15 protein-coding genes are annotated in these 15,141 nt (G+C 61.3%); 5 read left to right on the top strand and 10 right to left on the bottom strand.

The features are described 5' to 3' along the window. Positions 1-24 precede the first annotated feature (24 nt). From C0V76_RS11905 to C0V76_RS11895, 3 genes are all read right to left on the bottom strand, one after another. Positions 25-1,074: a TRAP transporter substrate-binding protein gene (locus tag C0V76_RS11905; RefSeq protein WP_101942616.1), complete on the bottom strand. Its 1,050-nt coding sequence runs from the start codon at positions 1,072-1,074 to the stop codon at positions 25-27. A 61-nt stretch (positions 1,075-1,135) separates the two neighbouring features. Then, the gene (locus tag C0V76_RS11900) at positions 1,136-2,458 is read right to left on the bottom strand and encodes a TRAP transporter large permease (RefSeq protein WP_101942615.1); all 1,323 of its coding nucleotides are present in this window, start codon (positions 2,456-2,458) and stop codon (positions 1,136-1,138) included. Then, positions 2,455-2,970 carry a TRAP transporter small permease gene (locus C0V76_RS11895; RefSeq protein ID WP_101942614.1) on the bottom strand — a complete coding sequence of 172 codons (516 nt, stop codon included), beginning with the start codon at positions 2,968-2,970 and terminating at the stop codon, positions 2,455-2,457. The genes C0V76_RS11900 and C0V76_RS11895 overlap by 4 nt, the downstream gene beginning before the upstream one ends. A 229-nt stretch (positions 2,971-3,199) precedes the next feature. On the opposite strand from C0V76_RS11895, the gene C0V76_RS11890 reads away from it, so the two are divergent. The 4 genes from C0V76_RS11890 to msbA all read left to right on the top strand — a co-directional run bounded on the left by C0V76_RS11890 (position 3,200) and on the right by msbA (position 7,952). Further along, positions 3,200-4,471: a LysR family transcriptional regulator gene (locus tag C0V76_RS11890; RefSeq protein WP_101942613.1), complete on the top strand. Its 1,272-nt coding sequence runs from the start codon at positions 3,200-3,202 to the stop codon at positions 4,469-4,471. A 39-nt stretch (positions 4,472-4,510) separates the two neighbouring features. Then, entirely contained in the window at positions 4,511-5,176 is a 666-nt protein-coding gene (locus C0V76_RS11885) for a dual specificity protein phosphatase family protein (RefSeq protein ID WP_254048230.1), read from the top strand. A gap of 118 nt (positions 5,177-5,294) precedes the next feature. Continuing rightward, positions 5,295-5,954, top strand: coding sequence for a hypothetical protein (locus C0V76_RS11880; protein WP_101942612.1), 660 nt, complete (start codon positions 5,295-5,297; stop codon positions 5,952-5,954). Between the two features lie 198 nt (positions 5,955-6,152). Then, positions 6,153-7,952 carry a lipid A export permease/ATP-binding protein MsbA gene (gene msbA / locus C0V76_RS11875; protein WP_101942611.1) on the top strand — a complete coding sequence of 600 codons (1,800 nt, stop codon included), beginning with the start codon at positions 6,153-6,155 and terminating at the stop codon, positions 7,950-7,952. A 27-nt stretch (positions 7,953-7,979) separates the two neighbouring features. Here msbA and C0V76_RS11870 read toward each other — a convergent pair whose 3' ends face one another. The 3 genes from C0V76_RS11870 to yihA all read right to left on the bottom strand — a co-directional run bounded on the left by C0V76_RS11870 (position 7,980) and on the right by yihA (position 10,320). Next, positions 7,980-8,441: a GNAT family N-acetyltransferase gene (locus C0V76_RS11870; RefSeq protein ID WP_158239230.1), complete on the bottom strand. Its 462-nt coding sequence runs from the start codon at positions 8,439-8,441 to the stop codon at positions 7,980-7,982. 16 nt (positions 8,442-8,457) lie between these two features. Further along, positions 8,458-9,462, bottom strand: coding sequence for a porphobilinogen synthase (gene hemB / locus C0V76_RS11865; protein ID WP_101942609.1), 1,005 nt, complete (start codon positions 9,460-9,462; stop codon positions 8,458-8,460). A gap of 216 nt (positions 9,463-9,678) precedes the next feature. Beyond that, entirely contained in the window at positions 9,679-10,320 is a 642-nt protein-coding gene (gene yihA, locus C0V76_RS11860) for a ribosome biogenesis GTP-binding protein YihA/YsxC (RefSeq protein ID WP_101942792.1), read from the bottom strand. A 105-nt stretch (positions 10,321-10,425) separates the two neighbouring features. Here yihA and C0V76_RS11855 point away from each other — a divergent pair, with 105 nt between their 5' ends. Next, a complete protein-coding gene (locus C0V76_RS11855) occupies positions 10,426-11,061 on the top strand; it encodes a cytochrome c (RefSeq protein ID WP_101942608.1) in 636 nt (211 codons plus the stop codon). 94 nt (positions 11,062-11,155) lie between these two features. Here the strand turns inward: C0V76_RS11855 and pnp are convergent, their stop codons facing one another. The 4 genes from pnp to rbfA form a co-directional block, all read right to left on the bottom strand. Beyond that, positions 11,156-13,261, bottom strand: coding sequence for a polyribonucleotide nucleotidyltransferase (gene pnp / locus C0V76_RS11850; RefSeq protein ID WP_101942607.1), 2,106 nt, complete (start codon positions 13,259-13,261; stop codon positions 11,156-11,158). A 194-nt stretch (positions 13,262-13,455) separates the two neighbouring features. Then, positions 13,456-13,722: a 30S ribosomal protein S15 gene (rpsO, locus tag C0V76_RS11845; RefSeq protein ID WP_101942606.1), complete on the bottom strand. Its 267-nt coding sequence runs from the start codon at positions 13,720-13,722 to the stop codon at positions 13,456-13,458. Between the two features lie 83 nt (positions 13,723-13,805). Then, entirely contained in the window at positions 13,806-14,708 is a 903-nt protein-coding gene (truB, locus tag C0V76_RS11840; protein WP_101942605.1) for a tRNA pseudouridine(55) synthase TruB, read from the bottom strand. Continuing rightward, on the bottom strand, positions 14,705-15,106 hold the full coding sequence (rbfA, locus tag C0V76_RS11835) for a 30S ribosome-binding factor RbfA (RefSeq protein WP_101942604.1): 402 nt from the start codon (positions 15,104-15,106) through the stop codon (positions 14,705-14,707). The genes truB and rbfA overlap by 4 nt, the downstream gene beginning before the upstream one ends. Positions 15,107-15,141: the final 35 nt, after the last annotated feature.

The raw sequence follows: 15,141 nt of genomic DNA, 5'->3' as shown, positions 1-15,141 counted from the left end.
TCTTGAGCGTTCATCGGCATGGGGTTATTTGATGGCGGCCGAATGCTTGGCGATCAGGGCCTTGGCCCCATCGAGCAGTTGCTGGCCGTTGTAGCCCTTGCCGTTCATCTCGCTGACCCAGGAGGCCTTCAGCGGCTCGGCCACTTTCTTCCAGTTGTCCAGCTCGGCCTTCGGGATCACGTAGGTGGTGTTGTGGGTGGTGAGCTTCTTGCCCTCGGCATCGGCCTGCAGGAAGGCTTTGCCAATCTGGCCGGAAAGCTCCACGCCGCTGTTGTGGTCGATCACCTTCTTCAGGTCGGCCGGCAGCGAGTCGTACTTGGCCTTGTTCATCGCAAAGATGAAGGTCGAGGTGTAGAAGGCGGGCTCGGCCGGGTCGGTTTCGCTGTGGTACTTCACAAGCTCCTGAATCTTCACCGAGGGCACCACTTCATAGGGCACAACCGCGCCATCGATCACGCCCTTGGCCAGCGCGTCGCCCACCTGCGGCACCGGCATGCTCACCGGCGTGGCGCCGAGCATGGCGATGAACTTGTTGGTGAGGCGGGTTGGCGCGCGCAGCTTCATGCCTTTCAGATCGGCTGCGGTGCGCACCTGCTTGCTGGTGGTGTGGAAAACGCCATCGCCGTGCACATGGAAGGCCAGCGGCTTCACATCCTTGAACTCGGCCTTGGCGTACTGATCGACGTAGTCCCACAGCGCGCGGCTGGTGGCTTCCGGGCTCTGCATCATGAAGGGCAGCTCGAAGGCTTCCACCATTGGGAAGCGGCCGGCGGTGTAGCCCGGCAGGGCCCATACGACATCGGCCACGCCATCGCGCACTTGCTCGTAGAGCTGGGCCGGAGTGCCGCCGAGCTGCATTGAGGGATAGATCTGGCACTTCATGCGCTCGTTCGATTCCTTGGCGATTTTCTCGCACCAGGGCGTGATGAACAGGGTGTTGGCCAAGGAGCTGATCGGCAGGTGAAAGTGCAGCTTGAGCGTTACGACGGGGTCGGCGGCCAGCGCCGGGGTGGCGGCCAGCGCCAGCAATGCGAGGCTGCAGACTTTGCCGATCATCTTCTGTTGGGTCTTCATGGTCTTGTCTCCTTGTCGGGTCGGGTGAAGCAGTGGACTTGGGGTGGGGCGGGCGGCGGGATCAGATCAGCAGATGCACCAGCCACAGCGAGATGCCGGGGAAGGTGATGAGCAGACCAAGGCGAATGGCATCGGTGATCAGGAAGGGGATCACGCCCTTGTAGGTCTCGCTCATCGGCACGTCCTTGGCTAGGCCGTTCATGATGTAAACGTTCAGGCCGACCGGCGGGAAGATCATGCCGATCTCGCACACGGTGAGGATCAGGATGCCGAACCAGAGCGATTTGTCCGCCATGCCGAGGCCGAAGAAGTCCAGGCCCATGATCACCGGGAAGAGCGTCGGCACCGTGAGGAGGATCATCGACATCTCGTCCATCACGCAGCCCAGGATCACGTAGAAGAGCATCAGCCCGGCCATCACCAGCAGCGGGCTCAGCTGCAGGTGGCCCACCATGTCAGCCAGCTGGGCCGGCAGCTGGGAGAGCGCCAGCGCGGCGTTGATCATGTCGGCGCCCAGGAAGATCAGGAAGATCATGCCGCTGGTCTGGGCCGTGGTGCGCACCGAGCTGATCAGCTTGGCGCGGCTCATCTGCCCGGTGGCGAGCGTGATCAGGAAGGTCAGCAGCGCGCCAATCGCCGCGCCCTCGGTGGCGGTGAAGAAGCCACCGTAGATGCCGCCGAAGACCAGCCCAAAGATCAGGCCGATGTGCCACACCTGCTTGCCGCAGCTCACGACTTCACGCAGCGAGGCCGGCTTGGCTGCCGGAGCTTGCTCCGGATTCAGGCGCACGGTGACCATGATCGCCAGCATGTAGCCAATGGCGGCCACCAGCGCCGGCACATAGGCGGCGAGGAACATTTTGGTGATGTTCTGCTCGGTGAGGATGGCATATACCATCAGGGTCACCGAGGGCGGCAGCAGCACGCCCATGGTGCCGCCGGTGGCCAGCGCGGCGGTGGCCAGACGGCCGGAGTAGTCGATGCGGCGCATCTGCGGGTAGGCCACCTGGGCAATCGTCGCGGTGGTGGCCACGGTGGAGCCGGAGATCGAGCCGAAGGCGGCACAGGCGAGCACGCCGGCCATTGCCATGCCACCCCGGAAGCGCCCGAGCAGCGCATTCGCGAAGTCGAAGAGTGCCCGCGCCAGCCCGCCTTGCACGGCCAGAGCGCCCATCAGCATGAAGAGCGGAATCACCGACAGGTCATACACCGACACCCGGCCATACACCGCGCCCTTGAGATGCGAGAGCAGCGGCAACCAGCCAGAGAGCGCCAGATAGCCCAACGCGCCGGGCACGAACATCGACACCGCAATCGGCGCCCGCAGTGCCATCAGCACCAGCATGCCGCCGAACATGGACATTCCAATCGAGAAGCTGCTCATGCTGTGACTCCCGCTTCGCCGCGCAGCTGGCACAGCGTCTGATACAGGCCGATGACCACGGCGAGCGCAAGCCCCGGCAGCATCAGCAGATAGGCGATCCAGAGCGGAAAGTTCATCAGCATCGAGGCTTCGCCGGTCGCGCGGATGTCGATGCAGCCCACCGCCACGCGCCAGCAGATCAGCGCCAGCATCAGGGTGTAGAGCAGGCTGCCGAGGCCATCGAGCCATTCCTGCTTGCGGGCAGACAGGCCGGTGGTGAAGAAGTCCACGATGATGTTGGCGCGGCGGTACTGGGTATAGGGCAGAAAGGAGGCCACCACGACCGCCGAGCCCAGCTGCACCAGTTCCACATCACCGAGGATGGGATTGGCGAAAAAGGTCCGGCCAATCACGCTGGCCACCGTCATGCCGGCCATGCTCACCAGCACCGTGCCGCCGATGCTGGCGCTGATGTCGCAGAGGCGACCAAGCCAGCGCTCGACCGGGCGCATTTGTTCAATGTTCGACTGCATCTTGTCTCCGTTGGATCCAGCTGCCTGGTGCGTTGCGTGCGCGCCAGAGAGGTCTGTGTTGCTCGCCACACCCGGCTTTCTTGCGAGGCCTTCCGGTGGGCTGATCGGGTGAATCCAGTGTAGGCAGACTGCGTTGTCGGCTCGTTGCCGGCTGCTTATACTGCGTTCTGGAAATGTTATGACTTCATAAGTAAATTTTCGTTATGGTCCGTCAGATAAGGATTGTGCGATGCATCTAAGTGAAAACCCTTATCAGGATTCGGGCGTTCTGGAGCCGCTTCAGCACTTGCGCAGCTTTCTCGCCGTGGCCCGCAGCGGCAGCGTGGCGCGGGCGGCCGAGCTGGTCTTCAAGGCGGCTTCGGCGGTCACGCGTTCGGTCGGGGAGCTGGAAGAGGCGCTGGGCACGCCGCTCTTCGAGCGCCGCCCGCGCGGCATGTTGCTCAATGCCTATGGCGAGGCGGTGCAGCAGCGTGCCGAACGCATCGAGAGCGAGGTCAGCCAGGTGCTGGATGAGCTGGGCTGCAGCCGCAGCCAGCGCAACAGTCTGGCCAGCCTGCTGTTCTCGGGCCACAAGCTGCAATTGCTGATCAGCATGGCCGAGCAGCGGAATGTGACGGCGGTGGCCGCGCGCCTGGGCATCTCCCAGGCCGGTGCCAGCATGGCGCTGAAACGCTTTGAAACCGCCCTGGGCGCACCGCTCTTTCAGCGCATGCAGCAGGGCTTGTTGCCTACCGATGCGGCCGCGCGCCTGCTGGTGCATGCCAAACTGATCGCGGCCGAGTTGCGCCACATGCAGTCGGACCTGGCCGCCATTGCCGGCAGCCTGGCCGGCCATGTCACCGTCGGGGCGCTACCGCTCGGGCGCACCCTGATCGTACCGGCCGGCATCGCTGCGGCGGTGGGGCGCCACCCGCGTCTGCGCGTGAGCACGGTCGAAAGTCCGTACGAGGCGCTGCTTGCGGGTTTGCGCAGCGGTGACATCGACTTCATTTTCGGCGCCCTGCGCGCCGATCGCGACACGCAAGGCCTGCTGCTCGAGCCGCTGTTTGAAGACCGCCTGGGCATCCTCGCACGTGCCAGCCATCCGCTTGCCGTACGCGAGCGCATCCCGCTCGCCGATCTGCTGAATGAGCAATGGGTATTGCCGCGCCCCGATGCGCCGGGCCGGCGCCTCGTCGATGCCTCCTTCAGTGAGCTGGGGCTGGCGCCGCCGCTGGCTTCGGTCGAGACCGGCGATCTGGCCATCCTGCGTAGCCTGCTCTTCTCCAGCAACATGCTTACCGCCATCTCGCCGCATCAGCTCTGTTTCGAGCTGGAGGCCGGCAAGCTCGTTGAACTGCCGGTCGAGCTGGGGCAGACGGTGCGCCAGATCGGCATCACCACCCGCGCCCATGCCCAGCTCTCGCCGGCTGCCGAAGCGGTGCTGGCGGCGATCCGGCATCAGGCTGGGCTCCTCCCGCCGCGACCTGCTGCGGCGCCCCGGGGCGCTTTTGAAGCATAATCCCCGCCTTTGCCCCACCGGGCTGATCGGACCTTTTCCGTGGCACGTGATGTAACAAGTTTCTCTGGCCGTCTGCTGGCCTATCTGGACATGCTCTTCGTGGATCACGGCATCTTCCGCGTGATCTACAACAACCTACATGCCCTGCCCGGCGGCCTCTACCGCAGCAGCCAGCCCAGTCCGGGTCAGATCCGTAAATATCAGCGCAAGCTGGGCATCCGCACCATCATCAATCTGCGTGGAGCGGACGACTCGCGGCGCTATGCACTCGAGGCCGAGGAATGCCACCGTCTGGGCATCCGCCTGATCGACTTCAAGGGCATCCTCTCGCGCAGCGCGCCTTACGCTCACGTCATCAAGGATGCGCAGACCCTGTTTGGCGAAATCGAATACCCGGTGCTGATCCATTGCAAGAGCGGCGCAGACCGCGCCGGCTTCGCTGCAGCGCTCTACCGCATGTTCCGCCAGGGCGAGCCGATTGCCGACGCGATGCGCGAGCTATCGTGGAAATATGGCCATTTGAAGGGCTCGAAGACCGGCATCCTCGATTTCTTCTTTGAAGAATATCTGATCGCCAACGCCCGCGAGCCGATCGAATTCTTCACCTGGCTGGATACGGTTTACGACCGCGATCAACTCAAGGCGGCCTTTCATACACGAGGCTGGGCCGACTTCCTGGTCGACCGCGTGCTCCATCGCGAATAGGCAAGGCTGCGCTCACCGAATACAGATTAACGATCATTGCCGGCCACAACCCGAGCCCCCACAATCCTGCCAGCCATTCAGGCCGAACCATCCAACCCAGACCCGGAAAAGGACTCCCATGCACAAGAAAATCCTCCTCTGCGCAGCACTTGCAGCCTGCAGTACGGCCGCTTCTGCCGATCTCGGTGCCGGCCTGCAGGTGGGCAGTACCGGCTACGGCTTCGACGTGGCTTATCAGGTTATGCCGCTGGTGAGCGTACGTGCCGGCTACTCGCAGTACAGCTATTCAAAGTCTTTCACCGAAACCGATATCGACTACGACGCTGACGCCAAACTCTCCACACCGCGTCTGCTCGCCGATGTGAGCGTGGGCCTGGGCTTTCGCGTGACCGGCGGTTTTTATTACTCGAACAGCAAGGTGGATCTCACTGGCCGCCCCACCAACGGCACCTACAACTTCAATGGCACCCAATACCAGGCCAGCCAGATCGGTAGTGCCACCGGTCAAGTCAAATCCGGCAACAGCCTCGCACCCTATCTGGGCGTGGGCTACGGTAGCGTGTCCGGTGCCGGCATCGGTTTCTATGCCGACCTCGGTGCGTATTACATGGGCAGCCCCACCTCGACTCTCAATGTCAGCTGCGGCAGTGCCCTCAATGCAGCCCAGTGCAGCCAGCTGCAAAGCGATGTAGCGGCCGAGAAGACCAAGTTCGACGACAAGATCAGCAAGTACAAGTGGTACCCGGTGCTGAGCCTGGGTGTCACCGTCGGCTTCTGAGCCAGAGCCTGTTCAGATTGCCCCGGCCAGATCATCTTGGCCGGTTTGGCTATGGGGGCATCGCTGCGTTAATGCCCCTACAGCCCACAAACGTTGGCTAACACCGCAATAGCGAACGGGGCCGTAGCCGGGCAGCAGCCCGGCCACTGCTACAATCACGCCGGGCCTCACTCCGCAGGCCGCCTCTCCGGCATTCCGATGACTGATTCCTTCCGCCTCTATCGCCGCCTGCTGGCCTACATCAAGCCTTACTGGCGCGTTTCGGCCCTCTCCGTGCTGGCCATGGCTGCCGTTGCCGGGGCCACCCCGCTGCTCTCGGGGCAGTTCGAACCCCTGCTCGATGAAAGCCTGATCGCCCGCAATCCGGATGCCATGTGGCGGGTGCCGCTCACTATCCTGCTGATTGCCTGCGGCAAGAGCCTCGCCGAATACATCTCCAGCGTCTCCAGCCAGTGGGTGGCCAACAAAGCCATCGAAGATCTGCGCCGCCTCGTCTTCAACCATCAGATGGAACTTCCGGTCACGACCCACCAGGCGCAGACCACCGGACGCATGCTCTCGCGCATCACTTACGACATCCCGCAGGTCGGCGCTGCGCTGTCGACCGCCTGGATCGTGGTGATCCAGGACAGCCTGACCATCGTTGCCCTGCTCGCCTTCCTGTTCTACAAGGCCTGGCATCTGACCCTGATCATCTTTGCCATCGCCCCGGTAGTCGCCTGGATCATCCGCAAGGCCAGCACCGGCATGCGGGCCTCCAATCGTCTGCAGCAGGCCAGCATGGGTGAGATGACCTGTGCCGTAGAGGAGCAACTGGCCGGCCTGCGCGAAATCAAGATCTTCGGCACCCAGCAGCACGAAGCCAGCCGCTTCGCCCGCATCGCCACCCAGTTACGCAAGGAAACCATGCGCGTCGTACGCATCTCCTCGGCCAATGTGCCGATGGTGCAGGTGCTGGCCTTCGCTGCCGTAGCCATCGTGATCTTCGCCGCCTCCAGCCTGGTAGAGAGTGGTCAGCTCACGCCGGGCCAGTTCGTGGCCTTCATCGCCACCATGGCCATGATCTTCGAACCCATTCGGCGCCTGACCAACATCAACTCCACGATCCAGCGCGGCCTAGCCGGCGCCCAGAGCATTTTCGAATTGCTGGATCTGCAAGCCGAAGAAGATCGCGGTCTGCAAAAGCTTGAGCGTGCGCGCGGCGAAATCCGGTTTGAAAACGTGAGCTTTGCCTACCCGGGTCAGGAAACACCCGCAGTAAGCGACTTCACGCTGAGCATCCAGCCCGGCGAAACCGTCGCCTTCGTCGGCGCCTCTGGCTCCGGCAAGACCACTCTGATGGCGCTGGTAGCACGCTTCTTTGAGGCCACTCAGGGGCGCATCCTGATTGACGGGATGCCCCTGCAGGATCTGCCTCTCAACGACCTGCGCCAGCAACTCGCCCTGGTCGGCCAGCATGCGGCGCTCTTTGATGACAGCGTCGCCCACAACATCGGCTACGGCCGCCAACTGGCCAGTTTCGACGAAATCCAGGAAGCGGCCCGCCAGGCCCACGCACTGGAATTCATCAACAAGCTTCCGCAAGGCTTCGACTCACGCATCGGCAGCAACGGCAACCAGCTCTCGGGCGGCCAGCGCCAGCGCCTGGCCATCGCCCGCGCCTTCCTCAAGAACGCCCCGATCCTGCTGCTGGACGAAGCCACCTCGGCGCTGGACAACGAATCCGAGCGCGTTGTGCGTGAAGCACTGGTCGAGCTACGCCGTGATCGCACCGTGCTGGTTGTCGCCCACCGCCTGACCACCATCCGTGACGCCAATCGCATCGTGGTGATGGAGCGCGGCCGCATCGTCGAGATCGGCACCCACGAAAGCCTGATGACGGCAGGTGGCGCTTATGCCCGCCTGCTCGCCAGCGGAGAGGAGATCGTGGGTGACGAACCCACGCCGGCCGGCCTGAGCGAGACCCTGGCCTTCAATGAGGCTGTTGCACGAGGCTAAGTCCCAGCCAGCAGACGGAACAGTGCATCAGCCTATCAAGTCCTGCTGCATCACCTGCGCCTGGCCGTAGGCTGGATGCAGCCCGGCCAGCACCCGTTCAGCAAACCCTTGGCGCTGCCAGAACGCACTGGCGCTACCGACAGCCACCAGACGGATTCTGTCCAGACCGGCGCGCAGGGCCTCACCCGCCACGCAGGCATACAGCTGGCGTCCTGCCGCCATTCCCCGGTGATTAGGGCAGACAGCCAGGTCATGCAGGAACAGATGCTCCGCCACACAAGCAGGCAAGGGCTCGTGCAGCGGTGGCGGCGCACCACTCCAGGGATGAGCAAAGACATAGCCCGCCAGTTGCCCACCTTGCTCGGCTACCCAGCAGAAAGCAGGCCCCGCCTCCAAGCGGCTCGCCAAGGCTTCCTGCGGCTCGTGATAGACGTCCGGATAAACTCGGCACTGCAAAGCAAAAGCGGCCGGCAAGTCTGCCGGCCGCATCGGGCGGATCTGCAACTCAGGCCTCACGCTTGAGCAAGCGCGCGGCCTCCAGCGCATAGTAGGTCAGGATGCCATCCGCACCGGCACGCTTGAAGGCCAGGAGAGACTCCATGAACACCGCCTGCTCGTCCAGCCAGCCGTTCGCTGCGGCTGCCTTGAGCATCGCGTACTCGCCGCTGACCTGATATACAAAGGTTGGCACCGCCAACTCGCTCTTCACGCGCCGCACGATGTCCAGATAAGGCATGCCGGGTTTGACCATGAACATGTCCGCGCCCTCGGCAATATCCTGTGCCACTTCACGGATCGCCTCATCCGAATTGGCTGGATCCATCTGGTAGCTGTATTTGTTGCCCTTGCCCAGATTGCCCGCAGAGCCCACCGCATCACGGAAGGGACCGTAAAAACTCGATGCATATTTGGCTGAATAGGCAAGGATCCTGGTATGGATATGCCCTGCCCCCTCCAGCGCACTGCGAATGCGCGCCACTCGCCCGTCCATCATGTCTGACGGTGCCACCACATCAGCCCCGGCGGCTGCGTGACACAGCGCCTGCTTCTCTAGCGCAGCCAGGGTCTCGTCATTCAGTACATAGCCGTTCGCATCAATCAACCCGTCCTGACCATGACTCGTATAGGGATCCAGCGCCACATCCGTGATCACCCCAAGCGCCGGAAACCTGTCCTTCAACGCTCGCACCACGCGCGGCACCAGCCCGTCGGGATTCCAGGCCTCTTCCGCAGCATCACTCTTGCCGGCTTCGATCACCGGGAATAGCGCCAGTGCCGGAATCCCAAAAGCCACAGCCTCTGCTGCGATATCCAACAGTCTGTCGAGCGATACGCGGCTGACCCCGGGCATTGAAACCACCGGCTCAACACGCCCCTGCCCCTCGAGAACAAATACCGGATAGATCAGATCATCGCTGCTCAAGCGCGACTCGCGCATCAGGCGACGGGAGAACTCATCACGCCGCATGCGACGTGGACGATTGGCGGGAAAGCGGGCAAAGGCTGTCATGGCTGACTCACAGAGCTAACAACACGGCTATCGCCGCGATGAATTTACGATTTTTTACAATCAAGGCCTAAAACTTTTCGACCTCGCGCCGTTCATAGCTATAGGTAGCGCGAGCTACCTCCCGCTTCACCTCCCTGAGCGGGAACCTGAATGAACTCCCCCGGGTCATTCAGGTCATTCCAGCCCCGGCGTGCCCCCTCGCGCCGGGGTTTATTTTTATTCAGCCCGGGCAGCATCTTCCGGCAGACCCAGCTCTTCCGGTGAATGTGTGCCCAGCCATCCCCCTACGACTTTTTCAACTTCCTCGACACCGCTTTTCTTGAGGCTTGAGAAAAGCTGCACGCTGATGTTCGGGCCCCAAGCGGCCAGATCCTTGCGCACCTTGGCAAGCGTCTGCATGGCCGGACCACGCGTCAGCTTGTCGGATTTGGTCAGCAAAACGTGGATCGGCCGCCCGGTCGGCGCGAACCAACCCAGCATCTGCTGATCGAGCGGGGTAAGCGGGTGACGCGAATCCATGATCAGGATCAGGCCGATCAGGCTGTCACGACGTGTCAGATACTCCTCCAGCAGCTTCACCCACTGCTTGCGGATCGCCTCCGGCACCTTGGCGTAGCCATAACCAGGCAAATCCACCAATGCCGCACCATTGTTCATGCGGAAAATATTGATCAGCTGGGTACGCCCCGGCGTCTTGCTGACGAAGGCCAGGCGCGTATGACCAACGAGTGTATTGATCGCGCTGGATTTACCGGCGTTCGAACGCCCTGCAAAGGCTATCTCCGCACCCATCGAAGGGGGCAGATCCTGAGGGCGGGCGATGGAGATTTCAAAACGGGCAGCACGAAAAAGGGACATGGAAAACAACCAGAAGGATTTGCTGGCGCACACGCGGAATTCCGCGTCGGGCGCAGGGCGGTATAGAATATCAGGATTCAAGAACGCCACACCTCAGAGGTGACAATGATCGCGCGCATTTCAATCCTGACGATTGCCCTGACTATCCAGACGGCCTTTGCCCAGTCCGCCCCAGCAAACAAACCAGACTTGGCACGTGCCAAGCAGACGGCAGAGACCGTCTGTGTGGCCTGCCATGGTGCAGACGGCAACAGTGCTGCAGCCACTTTCCCGAAGATTGCCGGGCAGCACGAGCAGTACCTGCTTAAACAACTACGCAACTTCAAGCAAGTCGGCGACAAGCCTGCTGAACGCGTAAACGCATCCATGGCGCCCATGGTTGCAGCATTGTCGGATACCGACATGCAAGGGCTCGCGCGTTACTACTCACAGCAAAAACTGAAGCCCGAAGCAGCCAAGAGCCTCAAGACCGTCGAGCTCGGCCAGAAGCTCTGGCGCTCAGGCAATGCAGCGACCGGTGTGCCGGCCTGTGCAGGCTGTCATGGCCCGGCAGGCCAAGGCATTCCGAACCAGTACCCACGCCTGGCTGGACAGTTCGCCGATTACACTGAAGCTCAACTCAAGAGCTTCCGTCTTGCAGAGCGTGCCAACGATCCCAACAGCATGATGCGCGGCTTTGCTTCGCGCCTGACCGACGCGGAAATCAAGGCGGTATCGGACTACATCGCCGGCCTGCGCTAAAGCGACGCCACACGCTCCGGATCTGCAATAGCAGGCCGGACACCAGAAAACAAAAAGGACGCCGAGGCGTCCTTTTTGTTTGGGTAGCGCCTGCTTATTCAGCAGCCGGAACCTCTTCGGTCAGCAGAGCCTTCATCGACAGCTTGACCTTACCCTTCTCGTCGGTCTCAAGAACCTTCACGCGCACGACCTGACCTTCCTTGAGGTAGTCAGAGACGTTATTGACGCGCTCTTTGGCGATTTGCGACACATGCAACAGACCATCACGGCCCGGCATGATGTTCACGATCGCGCCGAAGTCCAGAATGCGCAGCACCGGACCTTCGTAGATTTTGCCAACTTCAACTTCAGCAGTAATCTGGTCGATACGGCGCTTGCATTCGTCGGACTTGGATTGGTCCGCAGAAGAGATGGTCACGGTACCGTCATCTTGAATATCGATGACACAACCGGTTTCTTCGGTCAGACCGCGAATCACAGCGCCGCCCTTACCGATCACATCACGGATTTTCTCGGGATTGATCTTGAAGCTCATCATGCGCGGCGCAAAAGCGGACAGCTCCTTGCTGCCATTCAGGGCCTCATCCATCAGGCCGAGGATGTGCAAACGACCTTCCTTGGCTTGTTCCAGGGCCTTGTTCATGATGGCCGGCGAGATCGAGTCGATCTTCAGATCCATCTGTAGCGCGGTCACGCCAGTAGTCGTGCCTGCCACCTTGAAATCCATGTCACCGAGGTGATCTTCATCACCCAGGATGTCGGTCAGCACGGCAAAACGGCCACCGTCCTTGATCAAGCCCATGGCAATACCCGCCACCGGCGCCTTCAGCGGCACACCAGCATCCATCATCGACAGCGAACCGCCACAAACGGAAGCCATCGAGGAGGAACCGTTGGACTCCATGATTTCGGACACGACACGGATCGTATAACCAAACTCCTTGGCATCCGGCAGCACGGCAGCCAGGGCGCGCTTGGCCAGACGGCCATGGCCGATTTCGCGGCGCTTGGGCGAACCCACACGGCCGGTTTCACCGGTGGAGTACGGCGGGAAGTTGTAATGGAGCATGTAACGCTCCTTGTACTCGCCAGCGATGGCGTCGATGATCTGTTCATCGCGGCCAGTACCCAGCGTGGTCACGACCAGCGCCTGGGTTTCACCACGGGTGAACAAAGCCGAACCGTGAGTACGCGGCAGAACACCCGTACGGATGCTGATCGGGCGCACAGTGCGGGTATCGCGACCGTCGATACGCGGTTCGCCAGCCAGGATGCGGCCACGAACAATGGCAGACTCGAGTTCGAACAGAATGTCCTTGACGTCCTTGTCCTTCGGCGCACCTTCTTCACCAGTCACCAGAGCGGCGATCGCCTTCTTGGTCACATCCTTCAGCAGACCGCTGCGCACAGACTTGCTGGTAGTACCGAAAGCGGCCTCCAGATCAGCCTGGGCAACTTCCTTGACCTTGGCGATCAAGGCTTCGTTCTTCGCCGGAGCAATGAACTCGACTTCCGGCTTACCGGCTACTTCCACCAGTTCGTGGATAGCCTGGATTGCAGCCTGCATTTGCTGGTGACCGAAAACCACGGCACCGAGCATGATTTCTTCGGACAGCTGATCCGCTTCGGACTCCACCATCAGCACACCAGCTTCGGTACCCGCCACCACCAGATTCATCTGGCTGCTGGCGAGTTGGGTCGTGGTCGGGTTGAGAATGTACTGACCATCGATGTAACCCACACGGGCCGCACCGATCGGGCCATTGAACGGCACACCGGAGATAGCCAAGGCAGCAGAAGTCGCGATCATTGCCGGAATATCACCATCGATTTCCGGATTCTGGGACAGCACGGTCGCCACAACCTGCACTTCGTTGTAGTAGGCGTCAGGGAAAAGCGGACGGATCGGACGATCGATCAGACGCGAAGTCAGCGTTTCTTTCTCGGTCGGACGACCTTCACGCTTGAAGAAACCGCCGGGGATACGACCCGCAGCGTAAAACTTCTCCATGTAATCGACGGTAAGGGGGAAGAAGTCCTGGCCCGGCTTCGGATCCTTGGCAGCAACAACGGTCGCCAGCACCACGGTATCGTCGATGGTACAGATGACAGCGCCATGAGCCTGACGAGCAATCTCGCCGGTTTCAAGGGTCACGGTATGCTGCCCGTACTGGAAGCTTTTCTTGGTTGCGATAGGCACGGATTTATCCTTTCTGGATGCGCTTCACATGAAGCGGTTCGCCCGGCTGCCAGATGCAGCGGGCATGACAGACACTACTGATGAAACAGGATAACGGGCCACATGAAACAAAGCCGGCCAAGCCCCTTCGGCCTGCCGGCTTTGCTGATTTCAACGCGGACTGAGTCCGCGTGACAAGCGACCCTGCAATGGCATTACTTGCGCAGGCCGAGACGCTCGATCAGAGCGCGATAGCCCTGGAAGTTCTTGCTCTTGTAGTAGTCCAGCAGCTTGCGACGCTGGCTAACCATCTTGAGCAGGCCACGGCGGGAATGGTGATCCTTGACGTTGGCCTTGAAGTGGTCGGTCAGGCCATTGATACGTGCGGTCAGCAGAGCGACCTGAACTTCGGGCGAGCCGGTATCACCCGGGGCACGCTGGTAGTCAGCAACGATCTGAGCCTTTTGTTCGATAGAAATCATTCTTGAGTCTCTTAAGGTTGTCCTTTAGCAAGCCCGTGATTATACGGGAGCAAGCGCTCCCAGCACAAGTCTGCCAAGGTGTTTCATTGCGCGGCAAAAGCAATCAGCCGCACCGGCTTTACCTGCTGATTACTCTCCGCCATACCAAGGCCGAGGAAATCCGGGCCGTATACCCGCACTTCCCCCTCCCCAGCCGCGATTCTCACTGCTTGTCCATGCAGAAAACTGCTCCGCCCAAGCGAGTCCAGCTGCACTTCCGGCAAATGCGCCAGCAATGCGTCAGGGGGAGCCAGCAACGGACGCCGGGCGCTCTCCTCCACAGCAGTAATCTGCTCCAGCGTCAACGCCGCATCGATCTCCAGCGGCCCGATTCCAGTGCGTCGCAGAGCAGTCAGATGCGCACCGCAACCGAGCAAGGTACCGATATCCTCACCCAGAGTGCGGACATAGGTTCCCTTACTGCAACGAACCACGATATCCACCTCTGGCAAAGCAATGCGCTTCACCTCAAGCGAATGAATCGTCACACGACGCGCTTCGCGCGCGATCTCGATTCCTTGCCGTGCGTATTCGTAAAGCGCCTTACCCTGGTGCTTCAGTGCCGAATACATCGGAGGCACCTGCTCGATTTCGCCAATAAAGTGGGTGCAGGCCGCGTGCACCGCCGCTTCGTCCGCGACGACGGGGCGCTCAACCAGCACTTCGCCTTCAGCATCCCCAGTCGTCGTGGTCACGCCCAAATGCAGCGTCGCCACATAAGTTTTGTCGGCTTCCAGCAGACGATTGGAAAACTTGGTCGCCTCGCCAAAGCACAGCGGCAACAAGCCTGTCGCCATAGGATCCAGGGTGCCGGTATGACCCGCCTTGGCGGCCGAAAACAGGCGGCGCGCCTTTTGCAGGGCATCGTTGGAACTCAACCCGCCCGGTTTGTCGAGCAGCAGCACTCCATCAACGATCTGCCAGCGCTTGCGCGGAGGCTGATTCATGCCTTCGACTCTTCTTCACCCGGCGCTTCATCACCGCGCTGTGCACGATCTGCCGTTACCACCTGGTCGATCAGCACTGACATGTAACTGCCGTGCTCAACCGAGCGGTCATACACGAAATGCAACTCCGGCGTAGTGTGGATCCGAACCCGACGCCCCAACTCACGACGCAGAAAACCACTAGCACGACGCAAACCGATAAGGATCTCATCGAGCCCCTCCTCACCTTTCATGGAGGTGAAAAACACCTTGGCATGAGCGTAGTCAGGCGTGAGTTCAACATCCGTCAGCGAAATGAAGCCCACACGCGGATCCTTCACTTCCAGACGGATCAGCTCAGCCAGCTCGCGCTTGATCTGCTCGGCCACACGGGCCCCACGGGAAAATTCTTTAGCCATCATTTTCTCCAACACAAACGGGCCCCGCAGGGCCC

The sequence above is a fragment of the Uliginosibacterium sp. TH139 genome (assembly GCF_002855595.1).
GTDB lineage: Bacteria > Pseudomonadota > Gammaproteobacteria > Burkholderiales > Rhodocyclaceae > Uliginosibacterium > Uliginosibacterium aquaticum.
Note: the sequence above shows the minus strand (reverse complement) of the source record. Positions and strands in the feature narration are given on the sequence as shown.

What these genes read in the sequence shown, in the direction of transcription:
- C0V76_RS11890 (WP_101942613.1), top strand. Translation starts at nt 3,200, where the DNA reads ATGCATCTAAGTGAAAACCCTTATCAGGATTCGGGCGTTCTGGAGCCG.
- C0V76_RS11900 (WP_101942615.1), bottom strand. Translation starts at nt 2,458, where the DNA reads ATGAGCAGCTTCTCGATTGGAATGTCCATGTTCGGCGGCATGCTGGTG.
- C0V76_RS11895 (WP_101942614.1), bottom strand. Translation starts at nt 2,970, where the DNA reads ATGCAGTCGAACATTGAACAAATGCGCCCGGTCGAGCGCTGGCTTGGT.
- rpsO (WP_101942606.1), bottom strand. Translation starts at nt 13,722, where the DNA reads ATGATTTCTATCGAACAAAAGGCTCAGATCGTTGCTGACTACCAGCGT.
- hemB (WP_101942609.1), bottom strand. Translation starts at nt 9,462, where the DNA reads ATGACAGCCTTTGCCCGCTTTCCCGCCAATCGTCCACGTCGCATGCGG.
- C0V76_RS11855 (WP_101942608.1), top strand. Translation starts at nt 10,426, where the DNA reads ATGATCGCGCGCATTTCAATCCTGACGATTGCCCTGACTATCCAGACG.
- C0V76_RS11905 (WP_101942616.1), bottom strand. Translation starts at nt 1,074, where the DNA reads ATGAAGACCCAACAGAAGATGATCGGCAAAGTCTGCAGCCTCGCATTG.
- msbA (WP_101942611.1), top strand. Translation starts at nt 6,153, where the DNA reads ATGACTGATTCCTTCCGCCTCTATCGCCGCCTGCTGGCCTACATCAAG.
- C0V76_RS11870 (WP_158239230.1), bottom strand. Translation starts at nt 8,441, where the DNA reads ATGCGGCCGGCAGACTTGCCGGCCGCTTTTGCTTTGCAGTGCCGAGTT.
- yihA (WP_101942792.1), bottom strand. Translation starts at nt 10,320, where the DNA reads ATGTCCCTTTTTCGTGCTGCCCGTTTTGAAATCTCCATCGCCCGCCCT.
- rbfA (WP_101942604.1), bottom strand. Translation starts at nt 15,106, where the DNA reads ATGGCTAAAGAATTTTCCCGTGGGGCCCGTGTGGCCGAGCAGATCAAG.
- C0V76_RS11880 (WP_101942612.1), top strand. Translation starts at nt 5,295, where the DNA reads ATGCACAAGAAAATCCTCCTCTGCGCAGCACTTGCAGCCTGCAGTACG.
- truB (WP_101942605.1), bottom strand. Translation starts at nt 14,708, where the DNA reads ATGAATCAGCCTCCGCGCAAGCGCTGGCAGATCGTTGATGGAGTGCTG.